The sequence below is a fragment of the Gordonia sp. SL306 genome, assembly GCF_026625785.1.
In the GTDB taxonomy this organism is placed as follows: Bacteria; Actinomycetota; Actinomycetes; order Mycobacteriales; family Mycobacteriaceae; genus Gordonia.
In genome coordinates this window covers 2292066-2318909 of sequence record NZ_CP113063.1, presented here as the reverse complement: position 1 = coordinate 2318909, position 26844 = coordinate 2292066, and the positions used below count along the sequence as shown (strand labels likewise).

Here is a 26844-nt window from a genome sequence, read left to right as displayed (position 1 = left end):
CTCGCCTACTCGATCGGCGGATGGGCGGGACAGATCAGCCGGGCAGCAGACTGCCCTGACCGACGACGATCGAGACCGAGCCGTTCTTGCGTACGCGTGCCCCGGCGTCGGGCTCCTGGCCGACCACTTTGCCGTCATCGGAGCTGGTGATCGGGACGTTCCGCGTCGACCGCGTCAGCGTGGTGTCCTGCCAGCCCGCCGCGGCGAGTGACTGCCGGGCCTGTGCGGGGGTCTGCCCGCGCAGGTTGGGCATCACGAACATGTTGCCGCGCGACACGACGATCTGCACGGTCGAACCCTGTTCCACGGTGGTACCGGCCGACGGTGAACTGCTGACGACCTGACCGGCAGGCAATTCGGAGTCACCGGCGATCGAGACGACCTTCAGGTTGACCTGCTCCAACACGGTGCGCGCCGCATCCTCGGTCTGACCGGTGACGTCGGGGACGGTGATCTCCCTCGGGCCGTTGCCCACATGGACCACCACGGCACCGTTCACCGGTGCCTCGGCGCCGATCGGCGGCGTGGTGCTCACGACCTTGTCCTTGAGGTCGGCGCTGGAGTCGACCCGATCGGTCTTCACATTCGAGAAGCCGAGGACGCGTAACGCTTCGGTGGCCTCGTCCGGAGTCTGGCCCTGTAAGTCGGGCATCTGGTGTCGCTGAGGGCCGGTCGAGATGTACAGCGTGATCTCGGATCCCTGCGCGGCCAGCACATTCTCGGCCGGGGTGGATCGGGTCGCCGAACCGGTGGCGACGTCCAGGCTCGGTTCCTCGAGCTGTTTCACCTTGAAACCGGCCTTTTCGAGGCTGTCCCGCGCGTCCGTCAGCGACTTCCCCGCGACGGCGGGCACCGGAACCTGCCGGGCCGAGTCCGAGCTCCACGGAGACCACAGCAACAGTCCGGCTAGCAGGACCACGACGGCCGCGACGGCACCGATCACCGGACCACGGATACGTCGCCGCGTCGGTTCGGCCTCGTCACCGTCACCGTCGGCGTCGTCACGTCGGTGGTTTCCGCTGCCACGTCGGACACCGGCGTCGGCAGCAAGGGCGCGGCGCGGGCCGCTGTCCATGAACTCGGTGCGGTCCTCGTCGGACAGCAGCATCGGCGCCGACGGTTTTCCGCCGGCGAGCACCTTGATGAGGTCGGATCGCAGATCCGCCGCCGACTGGTAGCGGTTGGCCGGGTTCTTGCTCATCGCCTTGAGCACCACGGAGTCCAGCTCGCGCGGGATCTCCGGCCGGATCGACGACGGCCAGGGCGGGTCTTCGTGCACGTGCTGATGCGCGACCGCCACCGGCGAGTCGCCGGTGAAGGGAGGTTCGCCGGTGAGCAACTCGAACAGCACGCAGCCCATCGAGTAGATGTCACTGCGCGGATCCACCTTGATGCCCCGCGCCTGTTCCGGTGACAGATACTGCGCAGTGCCCATCACCGCCGACGTCTGCGTCATCGTCGACGTCGAGTCACTCATCGCGCGCGCGATGCCGAAGTCCATCACCTTCACGGCGCCGGATTTGTCGATCATCACGTTGGCGGGCTTCATGTCGCGATGCACGATGCCGTTGCGGTGTGAGAAGTCCATCGCGGCAGCCACATCGGCCATCCAGGTCATCGCCTGTCGCGGCGAGACCTGTCCATTGGCCCGGAGCACGTCGCGTAGCGTCTCGCCGTCGACGTACTCCATCACGATGAACGGGAGCGGGCCGTCCTCGGTCTCGGCCTCCCCGGTGTCGAACACCTGCACGATGGTCGGGTGATTCAGCTTCGCCGCGTTCTGTGCCTCGCGGCGGAATCGGAGATAGAAGGTGGGGTCGCGGGCCAGATCGGCGCGCAACACCTTGACCGCGACGTCACGGTGAAGTCGGAGATCCCGGGCAAAATGGACTTCCGACATCCCGCCGAATCCGAGCGTCTCACCGAGCTCGTAACGATCGGACAGATGGTGCGGTGTCGACATCACCTTGCGCTCACCATCTTTCGCTGCTTGCGATCGTCCGGACGGTGACCGGGCATGATTGCCCGGACCGCGCGTGGAAACGACACCTCATCCATTATCGGTCAACTCATCCACCCGGGAAGCCAGGAATGGTGAACGTCGGAAATGTCGGACGGGTCGCGGTGGGAGCGCCGGGGTCGGTGGTCTCCGGAACCGTCGTCGTGGTGGGCTCCTCGGGAGTCGTCTCCTCGGTGGTCGTCCTGGTCGTCGTCGGCTCGCGCGTCGTCGTCTGGACGGGGGCTTCTTCCTGCGTGGTCTCCGGGGCCTGGGTGGTGGTCTCCGTGATCGTCGTCGTGGACGACGGCGCAGGCGCCTCCGGTGACGACGAATCCATGTTCAACAGCCAGTAGCCGAGCAGTGCGAGCGCCGCGATCAACAACACCCCGGCGGCACCGGCGAGCACCTTCTGGCCGGTGGTCCAGCTGTTGTCGTCGGCCGGGGGCACCGGTCGGCTTGGTGGTCGGCTCGTGGTGCGCGCTGTCGCGGGCTGGGCCGCAGCGGTATCGGCCATCGACCTCGTCGTCGGACGCATCGCAGCGGCGGCGGCAGCCCCGCCCAGGGCTCCCGCGGCGGCGGCCCCGGCGATCGCGCCGGGACGAGGTGGTCTGTGACCTGCCCGGACCGCCGCGACCGCGGCCGCGAACTCACCGCCGTTGGCGTATCGCTGGCGGGGATCCTTGGCCAGCGTGGTGTCGATCAGGTCGCGGACGTTGCCGGGCACGCTCGTCGGCAGCGGCGGCGGCGTCTCACGGATGTGCTTCATCGCGACGGTGATCGCACCGTCGCCGAGGAACGGCCGGCGACCGGTCAGCGCCTCGTAGCCGACGACGCCGAGTGAATAGACGTCCGACGCGGCGGTCGCCTCGTCGCCGGTGGCCTGCTCCGGCGAAATGTACTGGGCGGTGCCCATCACCATGCCGGTCTGGGTGACCGGTGCCGAGTCGACCGCCTTGGCGATGCCGAAGTCGGTGATCTTGACCTGGCCGGTCGGCGTGATGAGGATGTTGCCCGGCTTCACGTCGCGATGCACCAGGCCCTGGCTGTGCGCGGCCTGCAGGGCGCGTCCGGTCTGCTCGAGCATGTCGAGGGTGTTGGTCAGCGAGAGCCGGCCCATCCGGGAGATCACGGAGTTCAGCGGCTCACCGTCGACGAGCTCCATCACGAGGTAGGCCAATGGATCGCCGCCGCCCCGGTCGGGTGTCTCGCCGTAGTCGAAGACGTTGGCGATGCCCGGGTCGTTGAGCTTCGCGGTGGTCTGCGCCTCCGTGCGGAATCGCGCCGTGAACTCGGGATCGTTCGAGTACTCGGCCTTGAGGACCTTCACCGCGACGCGCCGGTTCAGACGGCTGTCGACGGCCTCCCACACCTGGCCCATGCCACCTGTCGCGATGAGACGCATCAGCCGGTAACGATCGGCGATCGTGGTGCCACTTTGTAGCGTCATCAGCTTGCACCTCCCACCAACGCATTGATCACTGCTCGTCCGATCGGCGCCGACACCGCACCCCCTGTTGACGCGGGACCCGGGTCCCCGTTCTCGACCACCACCGCGACCGCGATCTGCGCATTCGAGGACGGCCCGAAGGCGATGTACCACGAGTACGGAGTCTCCGATTCGACGTCCGAGGTCGCCGAGTGCTCGGCGGTACCCGTCTTCGATGCGATCGAGACCGGGCCGCCGGCCCCCTGTGTACTACGTTCCGACTCGATCATCAGCGAGGTCAGGGTCGCGGCCTGGTCCGAACTGATCGGCTCGTTGATGGTGGTCGGTTGAGTTGTCTGCAGCGTCCGCAGATCGGCGGCCTGCAACTTGTCCACGAGATAGGGCTGCATCCGGACGCCGCCGTTGGCGACGGTTGAGGCCACCATCGCCATCTGCATCGGGGTCACCCGTACGTCGCGCTGCCCGATGGACGCCTGTCCCAGCGCGGCGAGGTCGGGAATGGCGCCGACGGTCGACCGGGACACCGGCAGAGGGGTGTCCGGCTGCTTCTCGTCGAGGCCGAAGCGCTGCGCCGTCTCACGGAACACAGTGATCGGATCCTTCATCTTGTTCGTCGTCAGATCGACGAAAGCCGTATTGCACGAGTACTTGAACGCCTGGAGCAGCGAGACAGTGCCCCCGGACGAGCCAGGGCAGGTCTCGCCGCCGTAATTGGTCAGCGACGTGTTGGTGTCGGGCAGCACGATCGACGGTGCCGCGGTGAGCCGGACATCGGGGGTCTCGCCGTCGCGCAGCGCGGCCGCCGTGGTCACCACCTTGAACGTCGATCCGGGCGGATACAGCTCGTTGACGGCACGGTTGAGCATCGGGTTGTCGATGTCGCCGGGCTGGTTCCATGCGGCCCAGCTCTTCTCCCGCACGTCCTGGTCGTGGCTGGCCAGCTTGTTCGGGTCGTAGCTCGGCGTCGACGCCATCGCGAGGATCTTGCCGGTGTTCGGCTGCAGTGCCACCACCGCGCCGCGGCAGCCGCCCTGACATCCGTTGCGCAAACCGTCGAAAGCCGCGCGCTGCAGCCGCGGGACGATGGTGCTCACCACGTTTCCGCCGCGCGGATCCCGGCCCGAGAACATGTCCATGAACCGCTGACCGAAGAGTCGGTCGTCGTTGCCGTTGAGGATCGAGTTCTGGTACAGCTCCAGTCCGGTACTGCCGTACTGGAACGAGTAATAGCCGGTGACCGGCGCGAACGCGGTCGCTGTGTTCGGCGGATAGGTGCGCAAGAACTTGAGCCGACTGTCGGTGGGGACCGACACCGCGACCACGGAACCGCCGTCGGCAGTGATCGCGCCGCGCTGCCGGGCGTACTCGTCGAGCAGCACGCGGTTGTTGCGCGGGTCGGACCGCAGCTTGTCGGCCTTGAACACTTGCACGTAGGTGGCGTTGGCGAGGAGCGCGATGACCATCACGATCACCGCCATCGACACTCGCTGGATCGGCTTGTTCATCGGCGCACCGCCTGGGTCGGCAGTGAGTCGATGCTCTTGGGCGGCGGCCGTTTACGCGTGGGATCGGGTTCGCGTGCCGCGTTCGAGATCCGGATGAGCAAGGCCACCAGGATGTAGTTGGCGAGCAGTGACGAACCTCCGTACGACAGGAACGGTGTGGTCAGACCTGTCAGCGGGATCAGTTTGGTGACGCCGCCGACGACGACGAACACCTGCACGGCGATGGTGAACGAAAGGCCGGTGGCGAGCAGTTTGCCGAAGCTGTCACGAACCGCGATGCCGGTGCGGAGTCCGCGCAGGACGAAGATCAGATAGAGCATCAGGACCGCCCCGAGCCCGACGAGTCCGAGTTCCTCGCCGATCGTGGCGATGATGAAGTCGGTGTTCGCGAACGGGACGATGTTCGGCCTGCCAGAACCCAGACCGGTGCCGAAGAGGCCTCCGGTGGCCAGACCGAAGAGACTCTGGCCGATCTGATAGCCGGAACCGTTGAAGTCGCTGAACGGATCCCGCCAGATCTCCACGCGCACCTGCAGGTGGGCGAACAGCTGGTAGGCGAGGAGCGCGCCGACCACGAACAGGGTCACGCCGAGGACCAGCCAACTCGCACGCTCGGTCGCGACGTACACCATCGTCAGCATCGTCGAGAAGATCAGCAGGGAGCTGCCCAGATCGGACGAGTAGGCGAGCACCGCGATCGAGACGAACCATGCCGCCAGCAGCGGACCGAGGTCACGTGCGCGGGGGAAGTCCATGCCCAGGAAGTGTTTTCCCGCGGTGGTGAACAGATCTCGCTTCGAGACGAGGAACGCCGCAGTGAAGATGATGATGAGGATCTTGGCGAACTCGCTGGGCTGGATCGAGAAGAACGGCAGGATGATCCAGTTCTTCGAACCGTTGATCTCCGACATCGACGACGGCAGCAGGGCCGGGATGATCAGGAGGACAAGGCCTCCGAGGCCCAGCGTGTACGAATACCGCGACAGCGTGCGGTGATCGCGGACCAGGATGAGGATCGCCGAGAACGCGATGATGCCCAGCGCCGCCCAGACGAGTTGCTGATCGGCGTTGTGGGTGACGTCGGTGGGGTTGACCGTCTCGCCGTTGCGGCCGGTACCCAGGTCAAGCCGGTGGATGAGCACCAGTCCGAGGCCGTTGAGCACTGCGACCACCGGCAGCAGCAATGGGTCGGCGTGTGGCGCGTAGCGTCGGACCACCAGGTGCGCAGCACCGAACAGCACGATGTAGGCGATTACGTACTTCGCCAGATCCCAAGTGAGACTTTCTCCTTGGGCCGCCTGAACGATCAGCAGCGCCACCGTCACCAGGCCGATGGCGAATCCGAGCAGCACCAATTCCGCGGTGCGTCCGGTTTGTTCGGGCGGCTGGCGCGGCGGTGCATGGACGGGAGCTGCGGGTTGGCTCATCAATGACCTCGGCAGATCTTGTTGCCGTCGCTGTCGTACTGCGGCGGTGCCTGCGGCGAGGTCTCGGTGGTCTCTGGGACAGGTGTCGTCGTGCGTGGTGCCGACGGCGCCGGAGATGGGGCAGGCGGCGCTCCCGGCGTCGGGGCGGGAGCCGGAGCAGGCGTCGGCGCGGGGCACAGCGGCAGGAAGTTCAGGTGCCGTACCCGTTCTTCGGCCTCGGCGAGTGGCATGTTCCGGATGGACTTGCCGACAACCGCGTTGCGGTCGAGCTCGGCGAGATCGGCGACCTGCAACGGGGTGCAGGTGTCCGACGCGCCGTGGTCGACGAACTCGATCACCGGGTCGGTCTGATCGAGCCCGGTCACGCAGGCGCTCTGGGATGCCGAACTGAGGTCGAGGAACAGCACCTTGTCGGGTGAGCCCTGGAAGACCACGACGTCACCGTCGACCGCGCCGACGTAGTAGTTGTTGCGCACCATCGCCCGGGTGACGAAGAACCCGGCGACGATCAACGCGATCACCGCGACCGCCGTGCCCGCGACGAGCCACCGCCGACGCCGATTGCGAGGGGGCGGTTCGTCGTCGGCCATGATGGTGGGCCGCTGCGGTTCCGCAGGCGGTGGTCGCAATGCTGCGGCACGACCGGCGGCTGTTGCCGGGTCGGGTGTGTAGCCCTCGTCGTCGACGCCCGCGGCACCGCCGACGATGGGCCGCGAATCGCCGTACTCGGTGTCGACGACATCTGCGACGATCACCGTCACGTTGTCGGGACCGCCACCGCGCAGCGCGAGTTCGATGAGCCGATCGGCACATTCCTTGTGGTCGACGATCGAGCCGAGCGTGTCGGCGAGGGTCTCCTCGCTGACCACATCAGACAATCCGTCACTGCACAGCAGGTAGCGGTCGCCTGCGCGCGCTTCGCGGATCGTCAGCGTCGGCTCCACCTCCTGGCCGGTCAGCGCACGCATGATCAGCGAGCGCTGCGGGTGGGAGTGGGCCTGTTCGGGCGTGATGCGTCCCTCTTCGACGAGGGTCTGCACGAACGTGTCGTCGCGGGTGATCTGGGTCAGCTGGCCGTCCCGGTACAGGTAGCCGCGGGAGTCCCCGATGTGGCACAGGCCGATGCGGTTGCCCGCGAACAGGATCGCCGTGAGGGTGGTGCCCATGCCCTCGAGTTCGGGGGAGTGGTCCACCTGGTCGGCTATCGCCGCGTTACCGGTGTGGGTGGCACGGTCGAGCTGGGCGAGCAGGTCGCCGCCCGGCTCGTCGTCGTCGAGGTTGCGCAGCGCCTGGATGACCAGCTGACTGGCCACCTCGCCTGCGGCGTGACCGCCCATACCGTCGGCGAGTGCGAGCAATCGGGCGCCCGCGTACACGGAATCCTCGTTGTTCGAGCGGACCAGCCCACGGTCGCTTCGCGCGATATAGCGCAACACCAGTGTCACGGGCGCAGCTCGATCACGGTCTTGCCGATGCGAATCGGGGTGCTGATGGGGACTTTGACGGCCGTCGTCACCTTGGACCGGTCGAGGTAGGTGCCGTTGGTGGACCCCAGGTCTTCGACGTACCAGTCGTCACCGCGCCGCGACAGCCGAGCATGCCGCTCGGACGCATAGTCATCCGTCAGCACCAGCGTCGAGTCGTCGGCGCGGCCGAGCAGCACCGGCTGGGTGCCGAGAGTGATGCGGGTGTTGGCCAGCGCACCATGCGTGACGACGAGGTAGCGCGCCGAGCCACGGGCGGCCCGAGCCGACCGGTCGCGCTTGTCGCCCCGCGTGTAGCGCGCCAGCCGGCTCCCACCGGCGGTCGCGATATCGGCCCGGAGCGTGCGGATGACGGCGTAGACGAACAACCAGAGCAGCAGCAAGAACCCGAATCGGGTCAGCTGCAGCACCAAGCCCTGCATTTACGTGTTCACCTCCAGCGCCATCGCCTCTCGCGGCCCGCTCGTTCCACCCCGGGCGCCTTGTCGTTGAAACGGACCCGACTGCATCTTATGGGCAGACGCTGATTTCGCCGACATTGAGATGTGACAGTTCAGTATCAACGCCCGGTCTCTCGTAGGAGACCGGGTGGATGACTGGGGACTACTGGAACCGGACGGTGATGTCGGAATGCCCGACGCGGATACGGTCGCCGTCGGCGAGTTCCCAGCTGCTGACCTGGAGGTCGTTGACCGTGGTGCCGTTGGTCGAGTTCAGATCGGTCAGCATCGCGGTGGAGCCGTCCCAGCGGATCTCCACGTGCCGGCGCGACACGCCGGTGTCCGGGAGACGGAACTGTGCGTCCTGGCCGCGGCCGATGATGTTCGATCCGTCACGTAGCTGGAAGGTGCGGTTGCTGCCGTCTTCGAGCAGCAGGGTGATCGCCGCAGGCGCGTAACCACCCGGCTGCGCATAACCCTGGTCGTAGCCGCCCTGCTGGTAGCCGTACTGCGGCTGCTGGGCATAGCCCTGCTGGTAGTCGTAGCCGGGCTGTTGTGCGTATGCGGGGTCGTAGCCGCCCTGCTGGTAGCCCTGGTCGTAGCCGGGCTGCTGTGCATAGTTCTGGTCGTAGCCGCCCTGCTGGTAGCCCTGGTCGTAGCCGGGCTGTTGCGCATAGTTCTGGTCGTAGCCACCTTGCTGGTAGCCCTGGTCGTAACCCTGCTGGCCGTACCCGGGCTGTCCATATCCCTGCTGCGCGTAGGCCTGGTCGTAGCCGGGCTGCTGGGCGTAACCCTGCTCGTAACCACCCTGCGGGTAGTCGTAGCCACCTTGCTGGCCACCCTGGTCGTACGCCGGGTCGGTGCCCCTGCGCTGGTCGTATCCGGGGTTGTTGGTCATTTGTGGGGCTCCTACTTCTCGGTGTGCACGTTGTGGGTGCTGCTGTGCTGGTGGTCGTTGCGGACCGGACGCGACAGGCCGCAGACGCACATCCGGGTTCACCGCACCGCGGGCGCGGAATATACCCGTATGCAACGACGGCGACTGGTCGAACTCTACGACCACCCGGCCGTAGGTCTGCCAGCCATTGTCGGAGATGAAGTTCTCGAGATGCTTGGAGAACGTCTTGCGATTCAGTTCGTACTCGGCCGCGATCTGCTCGTAGTCGGTGGGACTGAACAACAACGTATAGCTGTTCGGAGCGAGGACTGCACCGTCGCCGAGATCCTCGAGGGATTCCTCGGCCTCTCGCTGCAGTCCGTTCTCGATCTCCTGTGGGGCGACCTGGCCCCCGAAGACCCGTGCGAAGCCGTCGTCGACGGCGCCCTCGAGCTTGCGCTCAATACGCTGCAGAATGCCCACCGGCGACCTCCCTTCGCGGCTCGGTTCCAGACGGCCATGGCGTGTCGCCGTGCGTATGGCCTTGATAGATGATACCGATTGTGCCCATTATGACGGGGTTCCCGTCAATGCAGCACCGCGCGCAACATCAGCACCACCGACGTCGTGCTCATCACCATACTCTCCGAACCGGATGTGACCAGCGCATATACGCGTATTTCTGATCACGAATCGGGGTATTCAGCTCGGCAAACGCGGGTGCATTCGGCCCGCGCGGGCCGTCGACTACCCGCGTTGTGTCGCCAGACCCGCGTGACTGGCCACCCGGACGGGTGCGGTGGGGCCGCCAACCGGTTTTACTTCCGCCCACCGGCCTTGCTATCGTCTTCCAGTCTCACGCAGACGGCCACGGGCGAGTGGCGGAATGGCAGACGCGCTGGCTTCAGGTGCCAGTGTCCTTCGGGACGTGGGGGTTCAAGTCCCCCTTCGCCCACCACGAGCAGTTCAGCTCAGTTCGATGACAGAGGTCAGGTTGCAGAAATGCGGCCTGACCTTTTTGGTGTCCGCTCACGGCACCAGCCGATATCGCAACATCATGTCGTGGTCTTCGTGATCGAGGATGTGGCAGTGCCAGACGTAGCCCTGTAGGTCGGTGGTGACCATTCCGTGTGCCGGCATCGCACCGGCGTGGTGGCTTCCGGACATGTGCGGCGCGACCGATCGACCGTGGGCCGGTCGCGTGCGCGAGTCGGTCGGGTCGGACGAGAAGATCGCGTCTGGATCGAAGCCGAGTTCGTCGGCCCGGGGGAACCGGACGAGGATCGAGGTCACCTGGCCGCCGTCGGCCCGCACGGTGTCCTTCCACCCGGCCTCCCACGCGGCGGCCGGGCGCATCGGCCCGGCGTAGAAGTTGCTCGGGTCCGGCGCCCACCGGGTGCCGATGGGCGGCTGCGGATTCGCCGCCTGGTAGTCGACGGTGCGGAGAGGACGTCGCCCGAGGACCCGGAACATGATGAGGTGCAGATGGATCGGATGCGGGTCGGGCGTGATGTTGATGATGTCCCAGCGCTCGACGGTGCCCTCCCGGGGCTTTTCGATCTGTGGATCGCTGAAGCGCAGATTGTTGAGCGACATGATCGCCGGCGGCAGGCGGACCTCGTACGGCTGTGACACGGACACCCGTCGGATCACGTCTGGCCGTGCGGGTGGAGGGATCCGGGCCGGCCGATTTCGCCCACCGCGCAGAGTGGTCGGCACCGGGCGTCGGTCGCCACGTTCCGTACCCGCGGTGAACCTGCAGAACCTCGACAACGCGACCTCGCCCAGCACGGCCGCCTGGAAGGGTGGCGTCAGATCGTTGCAGAGCTCGACCGATTCACCGGGCGCGAGCGAACTGAAGTCCACCAGGATGTCGAATCGCTCGGCGGGCGCCACCAGGATGGAGGCGCTCCGTACTGGCTCGTTGAGCAGACCGCCCTCGTTCCCGATCACCCAGAAGCGCATGCGGTTGGAGAAGAACAGCCGCCAGACCGAGAACGACGCGGCGTTGATGAGGCGGAACCGGTACATCCCGCGGGCAACTGTCATCTTCGGCCATACCCGGCCGTTCACCACACCCCGATCACCGACGGCTCCGCCCTCCCACAAGCCCTGCGGTACCACGGGTGTGGATCGCAGACTCTGTCGGCCGTCGTCGTGAAAGACCTTTTCCTGCAGGATGAGTGGGATCTCATGCGGTCCGGACGGCAAACCGAGGGGGTTGTCGGCGCCGCCGGTGTCGTAGCCGTCGCGCAGAAAGTACATCCCGGTGAGACCTGCGTAGACGTTGGCGCGGGTGATGCCCATGGCATGGTCGTGATACCAGAGATGCCCGGCCTCTTGACGATTCGGGTACTCCAGCAGCGATGTGCCGTGGTGGGGCAGCAGAAGGCGTTGTGGATGCCCGTCGAACTGCGGGGGTGTGGCGCCGCCATGCAGATGCAACGACGTGGGCGGGCTGCTGCGATAACTCTCGGAGACACCATGGAGCGTGGTGTCGAGATCTGCGGCGAAGGTGTGCCTGCCGAGCTCGCTGCGGTAATGGAGAGTCGTCTGCTCGTCGACGTGGGCTTCGATCGTGGGGCCGTGATACGACTCGTCGTTGTACCCCATCGCCGGCACCCGCGGCTGGTCGCGGTGGAAGCGCGTCGTGGTGGACCGGGCGACCATCTCGATCGGTTCTGTCGGCGACGACGTGATCACCTTCGGCACCGGTAGTTCGTCGACGTACTTCTCCATCGGTGGCGAGTGGAAGATCGTCGGGTATGGCGGTGGCGGCGCGGGCTCGGCCGCCGCGGTTCCCCTGCCGAGCCGTGCCGCTGCGGCGGCTGCCGCCGCTCCCACGAGTAGTTGTCGACGACCGATGTTCGCGCCCACGCTTGCTCATCCCCCGATCAGTTGCGCTTATTGAGACCCCGTGGAGAAGTTACCTGGGGTCTCGTCGCGCCGAACCGGCCTGGCTCAATCGCTGGTCTCGACCGACGCGTCGGCATCAGGAGGGGCATCGTCTGCGGGGGTATCGGGCCCGTCGAGCTCGTCGAGGAACCGCAACTCCGGCGCGGGTTCGCCGAAGATCGGGCGCTCCGGCCTGCGCACATAGGCCCACGGACGGCGGGCGCGGTCGCCATCTCCCCGGCTCTCGGCGCTCATGGCCGCTCCAGGCGGTGGATCTGCTCGGTGCTGACGTGGATGTCCCCATGGTAGTCGCGTCGATGACCTGGAATGTCCCGAACGTGACCTGGCGCCGGCATGAGCACCATGGCGAGGTCGGGCGGTGACCTATTGCCGTATCGGTGAACGAGGACATCCGCCTGCGCACCTTGAAGTTCGGGCTGCTGATCCCCGTCCCGACCTCCCGTGGAGAATGAAGCCCATGGCATCCCTTTCCCTGACCAGCACGCTGATGGACCTGGTCCAGCGCCGTAGTCTCCTCCCGGCCGTTGTCGAGGACGTTCTCGCGGGCCCCGGCCGCGACATCACCGGCCTCACGATCGTGGTCACCGGGGCGTCGGCCGGGATCGGCCGACAGGCCACCACGCTGCTCGCCCAGCGGGGCGCCCGCGTCATCGCGGTCGCGCGACGAGAGGACGAACTGCGCTCTCTGGCAGGGGAAACGGGCTGTGCCTACCGGACGTGCGATCTGTCCGACGAGAAGGCCATCGAAATGCTGGTGGCCGACCTCGCGGACGAGGAGGTCGACGTTCTCGTCAACAACGCGGGCCACTCGATCCGGCGGACAGTGTTCGATTCGGTCGATCGTCTGCACGACTACCAGCGCACCATGCAGCTCAACTACTTCGCGCCGGTGCAGCTGACGCTGGGACTGCTGCCCGGCATGGTGGAACGGGGCCGCGGACAGTTCGTGAACGTCTGTACGTGGGGGATCATGGCGAATACGTTTCCCCGCTTCTCGGCCTACGCGGCGTCCAAGAACGCGCTCGCCATCTTCGGCCGCAGCCTCAACGCCGAGAACGCGCATCCGGGCGTGCGCGCGACCAACGTGCTCTACCCATTGGTGCGTACCGAGATGATCGCGCCCACTGCCGAATACGACGACGTGCACGCACTCAGTGTGGAAGAGGCGGGCCGGTGGATCCTGCGCGCGGTCACGCATCGGCCCACCGACGTGGCGCCGGCAGCCCTGCGCGCAATCCTGCCCGCGATCGACTACTTCACCCCGACGACGGCCGACCGCGCGATCGCATCACTCACCTGACTCCGGAAGTGGGCTTGTGAGAGATATTGGTGCACAACGATATACAGGAAATGAGAGCGAATCACGTTGTTGCTCAACGTGTCTTGCTCACCACAGGAAGCCGCCGACAGCTCGGAGGATGTTGAACACCAGTTCTGAGATCAGACCGAACATAAGGGACACCTCCCTCCGGCTCTTCGCACCGAAGACCCAAGTGTAATCCAGATCACACCTGCCGTCGACGCTGTTCGGTCAACTGGATGACGACGGAATGATTAGCGGGACAAACGAGTTCTGGCCGCAACCGCGTCCCCTCGGCGGAAGCTCAGCGGGAGCCGGCGGGCACCTGACGGCCGGCGCGCTGCCGAACCGGGTCGGGGTAGGGGACGGCTGAGAGCAGCTCCCGCGTGTAGGCGTCACGCGGCGCCGACAGCACGGTCCGGGCGTCGCCGGTCTCCACCAGGCTTCCGTCGCGCAGGACGGCCACCCGATCGGCGACCTGCTCGACGACGGCCAGATCGTGACTGATGAACAGCGCGGCGAATCCCAGGTCCCGCTGCAGTTGTGCGAAGAGCTCGAGAACACGAGCCTGCACCGAGACGTCGAGTGCGCTCGTCGGTTCGTCGGCGATCAGCAAGGCGGGCTCGACCGAGAGAGCGCGGGCGAGGGCGACCCGCTGGCGCTGGCCGCCGGAGAGTTCGTGCGGCAATCTGCCCGCAAACGTGCGCGGCAGCTGAACGGCGTCGAGTAGTGCGCCGACCCGTGTGTTCTGCTGGTCGCGCGTGCCGAGGCGGTGGATCTCCAGCGGTTCGCGGATCGACTCGGCCACGGTGAACCGAGGGTCGAGCGATGCCGTCGGATCCTGCGGGACGAACGCGATCGTACGACGTACGTTCCGCAACTTCGTGCGTGACACCTGAGCGATGTCCTTGCCGCCGAGCACGATCCGGCCGGCGACTGGTGCGATGAGACCGCCGATGGTGCGGCCGAGCGTGGTCTTTCCCGATCCCGACTCGCCGACCACGCCGACCACCTCGCCGGGATGGACCGTCAACGAGACACCCGCGAGGGCGGTGTGCGGTGGGCTGCCGAATCTGCCCGGATGACGCACCGTGATGTCGTCGACGTGCACCACCGCCGTCGACGTGAGCGCATCGTCGTCGGATTCGTCGTCGGCCCGCTCGTCGTCGGAGCGATCATCGGTGGGGGAGGGCAACGTGGGGACGGCGGCCAGCAGCTGCTTGGTGTACGGCTGCGTCGGCGCGGCGAAGATGTCATAGACGTCGCCACGTTCGACAACCTCACCGAGCTGGACCACCACCACGCGGTCGGCGATGTCGGCGACGACGCCGAGGTTGTGGGTGATGAGCAGGATTCCGGCGTCGGTGCGGTCGCGGAGGCGAAGCAGGAGATCGAGGATCTCACGTTGCACGGAGACGTCGAGTGCCGTGGTCGGCTCGTCGGCGAGCAGGAGCACCGGGTCGTTGGCCAGCGCCAGCGCGATCACCACACGCTGCTTCTGCCCGCCGGAGAGTTGGTGGGGATACTGTCCGGCGCGCTGTTCCGGATCGGGGATCTCGACCAGCCGCAACAGTTCGACGGCCTGCTGATGGGCATCTCGCCGGGAGAGTCGCCGGTGGGTACGCAATGCCTGGCGCAGTTGCCACCCGATGGTCTGGACCGGGTTGAGAGCGGTCTGCGGTTCCTGGAAGATCATCGCGACCCGGGTCCCGCGGACGGCATTGAGTTCCTTCTCGGATCTGTTGAGCATCTCGACGCCGTCCACCTTGACGGATCCGGTCGCGGTGGCGGTTTCGGGGAGGAGCCCGATCCCGGCCCGGGCCGTCATGGTCTTACCGGAGCCCGATTCGCCCACGAGTGCGAGGATCTGGCCGCGGTCCACCCGAAGGCTGATGCCCGCGACCGCGGGCCGCGGATACGCGAAGGTGACCCGCAGGTCGTTGACCTCCAACGCGGGCACCGTCGCGTGAGGAGTGGCGGCTTCTCGTGCGGCCGCAGGGTGGGTGGTCGCTGGCTTGGCGATGTCGGACATCACTGCCTCCGGGTTCGGGAGATGGATTGTGCGATGAGGTAGAAGCCCAGCACCAGCGCCGAGATCACCACGAGCGGGCCGAGTGAGAACCAGGGATTGGTCTCGAGATAACCGTTGCCGGCCGCGAGGATCGAGCCAAGGGACGGGGTGGGCGCGACCACACCGATCCCGAGATAGCTCATCGCGCCCTCCACGAACACCGCCAGTGACAGCGACAGTGCGAACTGGACGCCGATCGCCTCGACCGAATTGGGCAACACGTGACGGAGGAGGATGTGCCGGGTGGTCGCCCCGCTGACGCGGGCGGCCTCGACGTAGGGCATCTCCCGCACCTTGAGCACCGACGTCCGTGTCAGCCGCCCGAAGATGGGGATCTCGGCGATGGCGATCACGATCACGATGGTCTGGGCGCCGGGCGACAGGACCGCGGTGAGCGCGATTCCGAGGAGGAGGGCGGGGAAGGCGAGGATCACGTCGAAGGTCCGTTGCGCGATCACGTCGCTCCACGGATGGGTGACGGTCACCAGGCCGGCCGCGATGCCCACCGCCGCACCGATCGGAACCGCGATGAAGATGATGAGCAGGTCGACGCGGATTCCGTAGAGCACCCGGGTCAGCAGGTCGCGGTTCAGGTCATCGGTGCCCAGCCAGTGCTGCGAGCTCGGCGGCAGGAGGTACGCGCCGTCGATCTGCTGGTCCGCGGCAAACGAGGTCAACAACGGGCCGACCACCGCGAGCAGCACGACGACGGCCACCAGAACGGTACCGACCAGACCGGATCCGCTGAGCAGACTGCGCAGTGTCGACTGTCGCGCCCGGGACCTGACGTCGGTGGCCGACTCCGGGAGGAGGCCTGGCTCGATGTCGAGGACGGCCTCGGCCCCGAAGGTCGAGGCGAACGGGTCGGTCGCGGTGGGGCTGTTGGTCGCGGTTCTTCCGGACATCACTGACCTGCCAATCGGATTCGGGGATCGAGCCAGGCGTGCAGAATGTCGGCGGCGAGCTGGAGAACGACGAACACCGTGACCGACAGCAGGACGAGCACCTGGACCAGGGGATAGTCGCGCGCGAAGATGCCCTCTTCGGTGAGGAGTCCGAGCCCCGGCCAGCCGAAGATCGACTCGACGAGGATCGCTCCACCGAGAAGCCCCCCGACGACGAGGCCGAGCGCGGTGAGGGTGGGCGGCAGCGCATTTCGAAGTGCATTGCGAAGGACGATGGTGTGCCACGGGACACCGAGCGATCGGGCGGTCACCGCGTACGGCTGGCGGAGTTCGGTACGCAGTGCCTCGGTGAGGAACCGCGCGAGCACCGCGCCGGCAGGCAGCCCCAGCGTCAGAGCCGGGAGGATCAGGTACTGCAGGCTGATCTGAAAACTCTGCGTGTAACCACCCGGCGGGGTGCCGCCTGCCGGCAACCAGCGGAGCTGGACACCGAACACGAGGATCAGCACCGTGCCGACGACGAAGGTCGGGATGGCGATGGCGACGGCGTTGATCCCGATCAGTACGGCATGAACCGCGCGGCTCTCGAAGATCGTGGCGGACAGGCTCAGCGCGAGGGCCAGCACGACGGCGATCACGAGTGCGGTCACGGTCAGCACCACGGTGTTGACGAGTCCGAATCCGATCAGGTCGCTGATCGCTCCGCCCACCTGGTAGCTCTCCCCGAGGTTCAGCGTGAAGATCCCACCGAGCCAGGCGAAATACTGCACCAGGAACGGTCGGTCGAGACCGAGGTCGTGCCGGATGGCCGCGAGCTGTTCGGGCCCCGCGTCGGGGCCGGCGAGCGCCGCCTCGGGACCTCCCGGGATCAGTCGGAGGATCGAGAAGATCAGGAGCGAGGCGATCGCCAGCACGACGATGGCCGTCGGGATCCGTCGGATCACATAACCCAGCATTACGAATTCCGTCCAGTGGTGTTGAGGTAGGTGTCCTTGAGGTGCAACTGGTTACGTCGATCCCAATCGATGTTGCCGACCGCGTTCGACGTTGCGACCTTCTGGAAGACGACGCCGATCTCGACCAGGAAGAGGTCCCGAAGCCAGATGTCGTCGAGTTGGCGATAGGCACGCAACGCGGCAGGCGATGCGCCGTCCGGCACGGTCCACGCCGCGTCGGCGGCGGCGGCGTACTCCGGATTGAGGTAGTTCGACGAGTTCTTGGCCGCGTTGAACGGGTAGGCCGAGACCGCAAGCGTCGACGGGGTGAACTGGGCAAAAGCATGCTGCAACAACCAGATCCCGGTGAATTTCCCGCCGATCAGCTTGGACGACTGCTGGGTCTGGTCGTTGGGGACCAGTGTCACCGGGATGCCGATGTCCTTGAGATTCGACTGCACGATCTCAGCGACCACCCGGTCGATCCCCTGTGTGGAGAAGTCCAGCGGAATCGGCGGTACCGGCCCGTGCTGCGCCACCAGCTTCCTGGCCTGCGCGACGTCGCGACCGTAGGTCGAATTGGCTGCGGCGTCATAGGCTGGCGACCACTTCGGCCACGGGAGGTTCACCACGTAACCGCTCTTGCGGAAGACGTCGTTGATGATGCGCGGTCGATCGATGGCAAGGGCGATCGCCCGACGAAGGCGTACGTCGGACAATGCCGGATTGGTGACGTTGATGCCGACATACTCCTGCGATTCGGCGCCGGTGAAGGTGACGTCCTTGAAGCCGTAGCGCGTGGTCGCGAGCTGCTGATCGTGGTGGTTCAGTCCGTACGCCACGTCGATCTGACCGGTGCGCAGCCGGGTGTACAGCGACTGCTGGTCCCTGATGATGACGAACGTGATCGAATCCAGGTTGGGCTTACCGCCCCAATAGTCGTCGTTGCGGACCAGCCGCAGGGACGAGTTCGGTTGCCAGGAGGCGAATTTGAAAGGTCCTGTCCCGATGTAGGATTTGCCGGCCTTCAGCTGCGGCAGGGAGGCCGCATCGAGGATGGGCGCGGAGTCGAGCAGATCGAAGATGTTGCTCAACGGGTGGGCGAAGCGCAGCACCACGCGATGCGGATCGCTGGTGTCGTAGGAGGTGATGGCGGCCGCCGTGCGTTTGAACTGGGGGGTCCACGGCCCGGCGAGATAGGCCTCGAGGGACTTCTGCACATCCGACGACACGAACGGCCTGCCGTTGTGGAACGTCACGTCCGAACGGAGATCCAGTGCCAGCGAGAGTCCGTCCGGTGACAACCGCCACCCGGTCGCCAGTGATGGCCGGACGGTCAGGTCGTCACGCGAGTAGCGGATGAGCGTGTCGAAGGTGTTGCTCACCACCTGGCCGGCGAGATTCCCGGTGCCGATCTGCAAGAAGGTCTTGGGCGACATGTCGCCGAGTACCCCGACACGGAGGTTGCCCCCTTGCGGCGCCGGTTGCCCGGGCGCCAGGGATTGGGAGGCGGAGTTCTCCTGCTGGGCGACCGCGGACTGACACCCCGCCGCCAGGAGGCAAGTGGCAAGGGTCAGCGCGAGTACTTGCACCGCGCGGGTACGGCGTCCGGGCATCGTTGTGAACTCTCTGTCCGAGGGGCTGACATGGCCGATCGCGCTACTCGCACGAACAGCCCAGGTCACCACTCTGGGCAGACGGGTCGCCGAACGCCAAGCCCGGACGGGGGTTACGAAGCGTCTCGGCGAAAGTATTGACAGTTTCGACGCCTGTCTGAAAGGTGCTGTGACGCACGGTGTCACCGTGCGATCGCGACGGCACGAGAAAGACGGATCCCATGGCGCAGCACCAGAGTCCACCGGAGGAGTCCCGCGGCTACGCGGACTTCCGCGGCACCGTCGGACGGACGTCTTCGGTCTCGGAACCGTGGTGGCCGGCCGAACGGACCGCGCCGCCTGGAGCCCCGAACATCGTCGTCGTGCTCGTCGACGACATGGGCTTTTCGGACATCGGCCCGTTCGGCGCCGAGATCGACACGCCGAACATCGACGCGTTGGCGCGGCGTGGTCTATGTCTGAGCAACTATCACACGACGCCGGTCTGTTCGCCGGCCCGCGCGGCGCTGCTCACCGGGCTCAACCCGCACCGTGCCGGCTTCGGGAGCGTCGCCAACTCCGATCCGGGGTACCCGGGTCTCCGGCTCGAACTCGCCGACGACGTGCTCACCTTGCCCGAAATCCTGCGGGAGAGCGGCTATGCCACCTACGCGGTCGGCAAGTGGCATCTGGTCCGCGACGCGAACATGGGTCCGGGCCGTAACCGGGACTCGTGGCCGGTGCAACGCGGCTTCGACAGCTACTACGGGTCGCTCGAGGGGCTCAACTCGTTCTTCCACCCGAATCAGTTGATCTCCGACAATTCGGTCGTCGACATCGACGAGTATCCGGACGACTACTACGTCACCGACGATCTCACCGATCGGGCCATCGGCCAGATCAAGGCGTTGCGGGCGCAGGATCCCGACCAAGCCGTTCTTCCTGTACTTCGCCCACATCGCGATGCACGGTCCGCACCAGGTGAAGGAGTCCGATCTGGCGAAATACCGCGGACGATACACCGAGGGCTGGGACGTCGTCCGGCAGAAGCGTTTCCAGCGACAGGTCGACGCCGGCCTGTTCGACCCGGACACCCCGATCGCCGAGCGCAACACCACCCCCGGCTACGACGCGCCGCCGTGGGACGCCCTCGACCCGCACGAACAGCGCCGCTTCCAGCGCTACCAGGAGGTCTATGCGGCCATGGTCGACAGCGTGGACCAGAGCGTCGGACGCGTCGTCGACACGCTCACCGAACTGGGCGAACTGGACAACACGATCATCGTGTTCACCTCGGACAACGGCGGGACCGCGGAAGGCGGCCCGGTCGGCACCCGCTCGTACTTCAGCCAGTTCGTCCACGGCCCGGTGCCGGCCGACTGGGAGCACGACGTGCCGCACGACGAGGAGTTGATCGGTTCTGCCGCCCTTGGCGTGCACTACCCGCGCGGGTGGGGCCAGGCGTCCAACACACCGTTCCGCTTCTACAAGGGGCAGACCTTCGCCGGCGGGGTCCGGGTGCCGTTCGTGATCTCGTGGCCCGCCGGCCTGCAGCGCGATCAGGACGACAACGGCGTCCGACGTCAGTATTCGTACGTCACCGACGTGGCACCCACTCTGCTGGATCTCGCGGGCATCCCGACGCCCGCAGCCCGATTCGGTAAGCCGGCCCAGGAACGCGACGGGGTGAGTGCGGCTTCTTTCCTGAGGGAACGATCGGCGGCCTCGGCGCACACCGAGCAGTACGCCGAATTCGGGGGCCATCGCGGCTTCTATCGGGACGGGTGGAAACTGGTGTCGCTGCACACCGATCCGGCGACCGTCGACGACCCGGCGTGGGAGCTCTACGACGTGATCGCCGACCCGGCGGAGACCGCGGATCTGGCAGCGCGTCACCCCGACCGGGTCGCCGAACTCGCACAGGCGTGGGAGGACGCGGCCTGGCGCAACACGGTGTTCCCGTTGTTCGACTCGCCCGCAGATCAGATCCGACGCAGACCCGCCGAGGAGCGGTACAGCGAACCGGTCCGCATCCTCGCCGGCACGCCGACCCTGGAGCGATTCCGGTCGAGCCGATTGATCGCCTACCGGGATTTCGACATCGAGGTGGAACTCGCCGGCTGGACCCGCTCCGATGACGGTGTACTGGTCGCGCACGGTGACCCGCAGGGTGGCTATCTGCTGTACGTCGAGAATGCGGCAGTCCACTTCGTCTTCAACAGCTACGGCAGACGTGCCCATGTCTCGGCTCCGCTACCCGACGACGTGTCCGCTGTGACCGTTCGTGCCGTCGCGACCCCGGAGGTGCGCTGGGACTTCTCGATCGAGATCACCGGCGCAGGCCAGACGTCGGTGGTCGCCAAGCTGCCCGATCAGTTCCAGCTGGTCGGCATGGCGCCGTGGACGGGCATCTCGGTCGGCCTCGACGCGCGCGGTCCGGTGGATCCCGACCTCCGTGCGCGACACGGGGTCTTCCGGTTCGGTTCGGCACTGCGCGCGGTCACCTATCGGCCCGGCCCGGTACGAGTCCCGGCCGGAGTTCGGCGTGCTATCGACGAGAGCGCGGAGCATCACGCGGACTGAGCCACCGGACTTCGAATCGTCGTGATTTCAGGTCTCGATCGCCGCGCCGAACTGTGCGGAAATGTAGGGAAAGAACAGAAAGGATTGCCCAATGACATTGGCACAGATCGACGAACGGGCCGACCGGGATGCGCGTGCCCGAGAGATCTACCGTGACGCAGGCATCACGGTCGACAAGCTCGGCGAGCACATCGGCGCCAAGATCGGACAGGTGCGTCTCGGCGGCGATCTGCCTGCCGAACAGGTAGAGGCGATCCGGCTCGCGCTGGCCAGCAACAAGGTCGTGGTCTTCACCGATCAGCAGCACCTCGACGACGAATCGCAGTACGCGTTCGCCGAATTGCTCGGTGACCCGACCGCACCGCATCCGACGGTCACCTCGCGCGGAACCCAACTGCTGACCATCGAGGGTGCCGCCAACAGCTGGCACACCGACGTCACCTTCGTCGATCGGATCCCCAAGGCATCGATCCTGCGCGCGGTCACTCTGCCCGAGTACGGCGGTGCCACCACCTGGGCGTCGACGGTGGCAGCCTATGAGCAGCTGCCGAAGCCGTTGCGGGCGTTGGCCGAAGAGCTCTGGGCAACCCACAGCAACCTCTACGACTATGTCGGGCTGAAGGAACCGTCGGGTGGTGTGGACATCTCCAAGAAGGCAGATCACTACCAGGAGTTCACCAGCACCGAGTACCAGACGCTGCACCCAGTGGTCCGGGTCCATCCGGAGACCGGTGAGCGGAGCCTGTTGCTCGGCCACTTCGCGAAGGAGTTCCGGGGACTCAAGTCGGCCGAGTTCGCCGAACTCTACCAACTGCTGCAGGCGCGGATCACCAAGCTCGAGAACACCTTCCGCTGGAACTGGCGCTTGGGCGACGTGGCGATCTGGGACAACCGGGCCACCCAGCATTACGGCATCGCCGACTACGGGAACCAGAAGCGCGAACTGCACCGCATCACCCTCGCAGGCGATGTCCCGGTCGACGTGCGCGGCGAGCGCAGCCAGGTGTTGCAGGGCGATGCCTCGCACTACTCGGGGGTCGAACAGCCCAACCGTCTCGAGGTCTTCGCCGCGTGAGTGCCTGACCTCATCTGACAAACGCCGCGGCCGGCGGACACATGACAGCTGTGTCCGCCGGCCGCGGCGTTTGCGTGGTGTTGCCGGGTCGAGTTCTCGACCTGATCGTCAGTAGTAGTGCGCCCGCCCGCCGACCGCGCGGCCGGTCGCACCGAGAACGGCGAGAATCGCGCCGATCACGATCAGGATGATGCCGATCGTCCAGAGGATCGGGATACTGAAGATGAACCCCAGAACCAGCAGGACGATGCCGAGAATGATCACGTGTGTCTCCTTGCGATAGACCAACACGCACTCGACGCTGCTGCAAGTGCCTGTTCGGTCAGCCTAGTCCGGCGGCGACACGGACCGGGGATTTGTCACCCTTTCGCCACACTTGAACCTGAACACAACTTCAAGTAGGTTCACGTTCAAATTCGTTGGCAAAGGGATGTGTATGCAACTCGACGGCAAGGTGGCCATCGTGACCGGCGGTGCCGGAGGAATCGGTGCCGCGATCGCTCAAGCTCTGGTCACCCAGGGTGCGCGCGTCGTCGTCACCGATCTGAACCAGATCAGCCTCGAGACCGTGGCGACGGGGATCGAGACCTCGGTGCCCGGGGCGGTGGCGTCCATCGCGGGTGACGCGACCTCGACGACCCATATCGACGCGGTGATCGAACTGGCCGAATCACGGTTCGGTCCGGTCGACCTCTACTTCGCCAACGCCGGAATCGGCGGAGCCCCAGGTCTGTTCGCCTCCGACGACGAGTGGTCGCAGGTCATCGACGTCAACGTGATGGGACACATTCGCGCTGCTCGACGGCTCGTACCGGAGTGGGTCGAACGCGGCAGTGGCTACTTCGTCGGGACCGCATCGGCGGCCGGCCTCCTCACGCAACTCGGCTCTGCCACCTATTCCGTCACCAAACATGCGGCCGTCGGATTCGCCGAGTGGCTCAACGTCACCTACGGCGATCGCGGGGTCCGAGCGAGTTGTCTGTGCCCGATGGGTGTCGACACCAAATTGCTGCGTCCTGACGACGTTCCCGACGACGAGGATGCGCGACTCATGCAGCGCGCGGTCGAGACCGCGGGACGCGTGCTGACCCCGTCCGAGGTCGCCGACACCGTGATCGACGCCCTCGGCGACGAACGTTTCCTCATCCTTCCCCATCCCGAGGTTCTCGAGATGTATCGGCACAAGAGTGCCGACTACGACCGCTGGCTGCGCGGGATGCGGCGGTACCAACAGGGCCTCAAAGAGACCACGTCGTAAGGAGTCACCGATGGACCTGCTCAACCCGTCTGAACGGACCGAGAAGTACCGCGCGCAGTTGCTGGACTTCATGGACACCCACGTCTACCCCAACGAGTCGGTGTTCGATCAGCAGATGCGCGAGTCGGAGAACCCCCACGCGACACCGCCGATCCTGTTGGAGCTCAAGGCGAAGGCCAAAGAGGCCGGGCTGTGGAACCTCTTCCATCCGCACGCGGAATGGGGTCCGGGGCTGACGAATCTGGAATATGCACCATTGGCCGAGATCATGGGACGTGTGGCGTGGGCCCCGGAGGTCTTTAACTGCAACGCGCCCGACACCGGCAACATGGAGGTGCTCACGCTCTTCGGGACCGACGAGCACAAGAAGCTCTATCTCCAGCCGCTCCTCGACGGTGAGATCGCATCCGCGTTCGCCATGACCGAGCCAGGAGTCGCGAGTTCGGACGCCACCAACGTGGAGCTCTCGATGGTGCGGGACGGCGACGAGTACGTTCTCAACGGCCGCAAGTGGTTCGCCTCCAACGCAGTTCGTCCCGACTGCAAGGTCCTGATCGTGATGGGCAAGACCGATCCGGCGGCCGCCACCCATCGCCAGCAGTCGATGATGGTCGTCCCCACCGATGCGCCCGGCCTCACCATCCTGCGCAACCTTCCCGTCTTCGGTTATGTCGACCGCGAGAGCCACGGCGAGCTGGTCTTCGAGAACGTCCGTGTGCCCGCTAAGGACGTGCTCAAGGGTGAGGGCGAGGGCTTCGCGATCAGTCAGGCGCGCCTGGGCCCCGGCCGGATCCATCACTGCATGCGGACCATCGGGATCGCCGAGCGCGCCCTGGAGCTGATGTGCACCCGCGCCACCCAGCGCGTCACCTTCGGGCAGCCGATCGCCGATCGCGCCAACATCCAGGACTGGATTGCCGAGGCGCGCATCGACATCGAGATGGTCCGGCTGCTCACGCTCAAGGCCGCGGCGATGATGGACACGGTGGGCAACAAGGCTGCCGCCACCGAGATCGCCGCCATCAAGATCGCCGCGCCCAACATCGCGTTGAAGATCATCGACCGCGCGATCCAGGTGCACGGTGGTGGCGGCGTCACCGACGACTTCCCATTGGCGATGGCGTACGCCCACATCCGCACGCTTCGCCTGGCCGATGGTCCGGACGAGGTCCACAAGCGGGCCATCGCTCGTCGAGAGCTCCGGCCATATCGGGATGCTGCGTCGGCACCGGAGACGGTGGCGGGCGTATCGGATCAGGCGCTCGTCTCCCGATGAGCGCCGGCGTGACGACCGGAACGCCCATCCCCGACACCGACCTGACCGCTTTGGTCGGGTGGCTTCGGACGGCAGGCGTCGAGACGTCGGGTGAGATCACCTGTACACGTGTCGGTTTCGGTCAGTCGAACCTGACCTACACGGTCCGCGACGAGGCAGGCGGACAATGGGTGCTCCGTCGGCCGCCGGTGGGCCACCTGCTGGCCTCGGCGCACGATGTCGCCCGCGAGGCGCGGATTCTCGACGCGTTGGCGGCGACCGACGTTCCGGTTCCACGCATCTACGGGGTGTGCGACGACGCCGCCGTCAGCCCGGTGCCGATCGTGGCGATGGAGTTCGTCGACGGGTCGGTGCTGACCGATCGCAGTGCGGGCGAGAAGGTGTCGCCAGAGGTCCGCAGCGCCGTCGGCGCGGCGATGACCGAAACGCTCGCCCACATCCATGCGGTGGATCTGGATACGGTCGGGCTCGCGGACCTCGCAAGTCACAAGCCTTATGCCCCGCGCCAGCTCAAGCGGTGGAGCGCGCAGTGGGAGAAGTCGAAGACGCGCGACATCCCGGACCTCGACACCCTCACCGCGCGTCTGTCCGACAACATCCCGGAACAGCACGAGACGACTCTTGTGCACGGCGACTTCCACATCCGCAACGTGATGATCGGCCCGGAGTCGGGAGCGGTGTCGGCGGTACTGGATTGGGAACTGTCGACGCTGGGCGATCCGCTTGCCGACATCGGCAGCACGCTGGCCTACTGGCCGGAGCGGACCGACGCCGTGGTGCTGGGCGACCCGGTCGAGGTCATGGACGGGTTTCCCGATCGTGACCAGCTGGCGCAGGCCTACCTGGATCGAACCGGACGCGATCCACAGGCACTGCGGTACTGGCACGCACTGGGACTCTGGAAGGTCGCGATCATCGCCGAAGGCGTTCTGCGGAGGGCACGCGAGAATCCCGCCAACCGAGCGGCCGCCGGCGTGCCGACACCGGCCCATGTCGACAATTTCGTGGCCCGTGCGGTGGCGGTGGCCGACGAGGCGGGACTATAACGTCATGCCGAAGGACGACGGCGCGCCCGCCCGCTCGCGACCACTCACCCCGCGAGGGGAGCGGACCCGCTCGGCGTTGATCTCCGCGGCGCGGACGGTGTTCGAGCGAGACGGTTTCAGTGATTCGAGGCTCACCGACATCACCGCCGAGGCGAACTGCGCGACCGGCTCCTTCTACACCTACTTCGACAGCAAAGAGGACATCCTCGATGCAGTCCTCGCCGAGGCGCAGGAAGACATGCTGCATCCCGGACTGCCGCACGTCGAGCCGGCATCGGACGATGATCCGACGGCCGTGATCGAGGCGGCCAACCGTGCGTACTTCGAGGCCTACCGGCGCAATGCGCAGTTGATGCTGGTGCGTGAGCAGGTCGCAGGCCTCAGCACCGAGTTCCGCGAGACCCGACGTCGTCGCGGGCAGGTCTTCGCAGAGCGCAATGCGAAGCGGATCCGAGATCTCCAGGCCCGCGGCCTCGCCGATCCCGACCTGGACCCGCTGGCGGCCGCGCGCGCCCTCTCCGGCATGGTCTCCCGGATGGCGTACTACGGCTTCGGCCTCGGCGACGAGGTCGACATGGATGAGCTGGTGTTCACCGCCACCCGACTGTGGGTCAACGCGATCGGACTGCGCCGCCCCACTTGACGCCGACAGCATCCGAATTCCCGCCCGCAGCAACCGAATTTCCCGCCGACAGCAACCGAATT

The 26844-nt window shown here is 66.4% G+C and carries 20 protein-coding genes, 1 tRNA gene and 1 pseudogene; 8 read left to right on the top strand and 14 right to left on the bottom strand.

The genetic code is table 11. The annotated features are described in order from the left end of the window. Positions 1-34: 34 nt before the first annotated feature. From pknB to OVA31_RS10590, 7 genes are all read right to left on the bottom strand, one after another. Positions 35-1963 carry a Stk1 family PASTA domain-containing Ser/Thr kinase gene (gene pknB / locus OVA31_RS10620; protein WP_267631058.1) on the bottom strand — a complete coding sequence of 643 codons (1929 nt, stop codon included), beginning with the start codon at positions 1961-1963 and terminating at the stop codon, positions 35-37. Positions 1964-2069: 106 nt separating this feature from the next. After that, positions 2070-3446 (bottom strand): serine/threonine-protein kinase, encoded by a 1377-nt coding sequence (locus OVA31_RS10615; protein WP_267631057.1) that lies wholly within the window; start codon positions 3444-3446, stop codon positions 2070-2072. Then, the gene (locus OVA31_RS10610; RefSeq protein WP_267631056.1) at positions 3446-4951 is read right to left on the bottom strand and encodes a peptidoglycan D,D-transpeptidase FtsI family protein; all 1506 of its coding nucleotides are present in this window, start codon (positions 4949-4951) and stop codon (positions 3446-3448) included. The genes OVA31_RS10615 and OVA31_RS10610 overlap by 1 nt, the downstream gene beginning before the upstream one ends. After that, positions 4948-6378 carry an FtsW/RodA/SpoVE family cell cycle protein gene (locus OVA31_RS10605; RefSeq protein WP_267631055.1) on the bottom strand — a complete coding sequence of 477 codons (1431 nt, stop codon included), beginning with the start codon at positions 6376-6378 and terminating at the stop codon, positions 4948-4950. The genes OVA31_RS10610 and OVA31_RS10605 overlap by 4 nt, the downstream gene beginning before the upstream one ends. Beyond that, the gene (locus tag OVA31_RS10600) at positions 6378-7823 is read right to left on the bottom strand and encodes a PP2C family protein-serine/threonine phosphatase (protein WP_267631054.1); all 1446 of its coding nucleotides are present in this window, start codon (positions 7821-7823) and stop codon (positions 6378-6380) included. Before OVA31_RS10600 ends, OVA31_RS10605 begins: the two co-directional genes overlap by 1 nt. Continuing rightward, entirely contained in the window at positions 7820-8284 is a 465-nt protein-coding gene (locus tag OVA31_RS10595; protein ID WP_164310115.1) for an FHA domain-containing protein FhaB/FipA, read from the bottom strand. Before OVA31_RS10595 ends, OVA31_RS10600 begins: the two co-directional genes overlap by 4 nt. Before the next feature lie 181 nt (positions 8285-8465). Then, the gene (locus tag OVA31_RS10590) at positions 8466-9662 is read right to left on the bottom strand and encodes a DUF3662 and FHA domain-containing protein (protein WP_267631053.1); all 1197 of its coding nucleotides are present in this window, start codon (positions 9660-9662) and stop codon (positions 8466-8468) included. Positions 9663-10051: 389 nt separating this feature from the next. Between OVA31_RS10590 and OVA31_RS10585 the strand changes: the two genes are divergently transcribed. Further along, a tRNA-Leu gene (locus OVA31_RS10585) sits at positions 10052-10137 on the top strand. A gap of 71 nt (positions 10138-10208) precedes the next feature. Here the strand turns inward: OVA31_RS10585 and OVA31_RS10580 are convergent. Both OVA31_RS10580 and OVA31_RS10575 read right to left on the bottom strand, forming a co-directional pair. Continuing rightward, a complete protein-coding gene (locus tag OVA31_RS10580) occupies positions 10209-12056 on the bottom strand; it encodes a multicopper oxidase family protein (protein ID WP_267631052.1) in 1848 nt (615 codons plus the stop codon). A gap of 84 nt (positions 12057-12140) precedes the next feature. After that, entirely contained in the window at positions 12141-12329 is a 189-nt protein-coding gene (locus tag OVA31_RS10575) for a hypothetical protein (protein WP_267631051.1), read from the bottom strand. Between the two features lie 223 nt (positions 12330-12552). On the opposite strand from OVA31_RS10575, the gene OVA31_RS10570 reads away from it, so the two are divergent. Continuing rightward, a complete protein-coding gene (locus tag OVA31_RS10570; RefSeq protein ID WP_267631050.1) occupies positions 12553-13395 on the top strand; it encodes an SDR family NAD(P)-dependent oxidoreductase in 843 nt (280 codons plus the stop codon). A gap of 304 nt (positions 13396-13699) precedes the next feature. On the opposite strand, the gene OVA31_RS10565 is transcribed toward OVA31_RS10570, so the two are convergent. Genes OVA31_RS10565 through OVA31_RS10550 form a run of 4 tightly spaced genes read right to left on the bottom strand, consistent with a single transcriptional unit; the run spans position 13700 to position 18922 of the window. Then, positions 13700-15427: a dipeptide ABC transporter ATP-binding protein gene (locus OVA31_RS10565; protein ID WP_267631049.1), complete on the bottom strand. Its 1728-nt coding sequence runs from the start codon at positions 15425-15427 to the stop codon at positions 13700-13702. Then, on the bottom strand, positions 15427-16371 hold the full coding sequence (locus tag OVA31_RS10560) for an ABC transporter permease (RefSeq protein WP_267631048.1): 945 nt from the start codon (positions 16369-16371) through the stop codon (positions 15427-15429). Before OVA31_RS10560 ends, OVA31_RS10565 begins: the two co-directional genes overlap by 1 nt. Next, positions 16371-17327 carry an ABC transporter permease gene (locus OVA31_RS10555; RefSeq protein ID WP_267631047.1) on the bottom strand — a complete coding sequence of 319 codons (957 nt, stop codon included), beginning with the start codon at positions 17325-17327 and terminating at the stop codon, positions 16371-16373. Before OVA31_RS10555 ends, OVA31_RS10560 begins: the two co-directional genes overlap by 1 nt. Continuing rightward, the gene (locus tag OVA31_RS10550) at positions 17327-18922 is read right to left on the bottom strand and encodes an ABC transporter substrate-binding protein (RefSeq protein WP_267631046.1); all 1596 of its coding nucleotides are present in this window, start codon (positions 18920-18922) and stop codon (positions 17327-17329) included. The genes OVA31_RS10555 and OVA31_RS10550 overlap by 1 nt, the downstream gene beginning before the upstream one ends. Positions 18923-19143: 221 nt before the next feature. Here OVA31_RS10550 and OVA31_RS10545 point away from each other — a divergent pair. Together OVA31_RS10545 and OVA31_RS10540 are read left to right on the top strand one after the other, a co-directional pair. After that, positions 19144-21484 (top strand): annotated as a pseudogene (locus OVA31_RS10545) (sulfatase-like hydrolase/transferase). Positions 21485-21575: 91 nt separating this feature from the next. Next, on the top strand, positions 21576-22559 hold the full coding sequence (locus tag OVA31_RS10540) for a TauD/TfdA dioxygenase family protein (RefSeq protein ID WP_267631045.1): 984 nt from the start codon (positions 21576-21578) through the stop codon (positions 22557-22559). A 108-nt stretch (positions 22560-22667) separates the two neighbouring features. On the opposite strand, the gene OVA31_RS10535 is transcribed toward OVA31_RS10540, so the two are convergent. Next, positions 22668-22823, bottom strand: coding sequence for a DUF6131 family protein (locus OVA31_RS10535; RefSeq protein ID WP_190267130.1), 156 nt, complete (start codon positions 22821-22823; stop codon positions 22668-22670). A 172-nt stretch (positions 22824-22995) separates the two neighbouring features. Here OVA31_RS10535 and OVA31_RS10530 point away from each other — a divergent pair, with 172 nt between their 5' ends. From OVA31_RS10530 to OVA31_RS10515, 4 genes are read left to right on the top strand one after another with little or no spacing between them, the layout of a single operon-like run. Further along, on the top strand, positions 22996-23817 hold the full coding sequence (locus tag OVA31_RS10530) for an SDR family oxidoreductase (protein ID WP_267631044.1): 822 nt from the start codon (positions 22996-22998) through the stop codon (positions 23815-23817). Positions 23818-23827: 10 nt separating this feature from the next. After that, on the top strand, positions 23828-25093 hold the full coding sequence (locus OVA31_RS10525; protein ID WP_267631043.1) for an acyl-CoA dehydrogenase family protein: 1266 nt from the start codon (positions 23828-23830) through the stop codon (positions 25091-25093). Next, positions 25090-26139: a phosphotransferase family protein gene (locus OVA31_RS10520; protein WP_267631042.1), complete on the top strand. Its 1050-nt coding sequence runs from the start codon at positions 25090-25092 to the stop codon at positions 26137-26139. The genes OVA31_RS10525 and OVA31_RS10520 overlap by 4 nt, the downstream gene beginning before the upstream one ends. A gap of 4 nt (positions 26140-26143) precedes the next feature. Beyond that, complete coding sequence (locus OVA31_RS10515) at positions 26144-26782, top strand: TetR/AcrR family transcriptional regulator (RefSeq protein WP_267631041.1); 639 nt, start codon at positions 26144-26146, stop codon at positions 26780-26782. Positions 26783-26844 lie beyond the last annotated feature (62 nt).

Coding starts and splice junctions, on each gene's coding strand:
- OVA31_RS10570 (WP_267631050.1), top strand. CDS start 12,553: ATGGCATCCCTTTCCCTGACCAGCACGCTGATGGACCTGGTCCAGCGC.
- OVA31_RS10565 (WP_267631049.1), bottom strand. CDS start 15,427: ATGTCCGACATCGCCAAGCCAGCGACCACCCACCCTGCGGCCGCACGA.
- OVA31_RS10555 (WP_267631047.1), bottom strand. CDS start 17,327: ATGCTGGGTTATGTGATCCGACGGATCCCGACGGCCATCGTCGTGCTG.
- OVA31_RS10515 (WP_267631041.1), top strand. CDS start 26,144: ATGCCGAAGGACGACGGCGCGCCCGCCCGCTCGCGACCACTCACCCCG.
- OVA31_RS10610 (WP_267631056.1), bottom strand. CDS start 4,951: ATGAACAAGCCGATCCAGCGAGTGTCGATGGCGGTGATCGTGATGGTC.
- OVA31_RS10595 (WP_164310115.1), bottom strand. CDS start 8,284: ATGCAGGGCTTGGTGCTGCAGCTGACCCGATTCGGGTTCTTGCTGCTG.
- OVA31_RS10575 (WP_267631051.1), bottom strand. CDS start 12,329: ATGAGCGCCGAGAGCCGGGGAGATGGCGACCGCGCCCGCCGTCCGTGG.
- OVA31_RS10605 (WP_267631055.1), bottom strand. CDS start 6,378: ATGAGCCAACCCGCAGCTCCCGTCCATGCACCGCCGCGCCAGCCGCCC.
- OVA31_RS10550 (WP_267631046.1), bottom strand. CDS start 18,922: ATGCCCGGACGCCGTACCCGCGCGGTGCAAGTACTCGCGCTGACCCTT.
- OVA31_RS10560 (WP_267631048.1), bottom strand. CDS start 16,371: ATGTCCGGAAGAACCGCGACCAACAGCCCCACCGCGACCGACCCGTTC.
- OVA31_RS10615 (WP_267631057.1), bottom strand. CDS start 3,446: ATGACGCTACAAAGTGGCACCACGATCGCCGATCGTTACCGGCTGATG.
- OVA31_RS10525 (WP_267631043.1), top strand. CDS start 23,828: ATGGACCTGCTCAACCCGTCTGAACGGACCGAGAAGTACCGCGCGCAG.
- pknB (WP_267631058.1), bottom strand. CDS start 1,963: ATGTCGACACCGCACCATCTGTCCGATCGTTACGAGCTCGGTGAGACG.
- OVA31_RS10540 (WP_267631045.1), top strand. CDS start 21,576: ATGACATTGGCACAGATCGACGAACGGGCCGACCGGGATGCGCGTGCC.
- OVA31_RS10530 (WP_267631044.1), top strand. CDS start 22,996: ATGCAACTCGACGGCAAGGTGGCCATCGTGACCGGCGGTGCCGGAGGA.
- OVA31_RS10520 (WP_267631042.1), top strand. CDS start 25,090: ATGAGCGCCGGCGTGACGACCGGAACGCCCATCCCCGACACCGACCTG.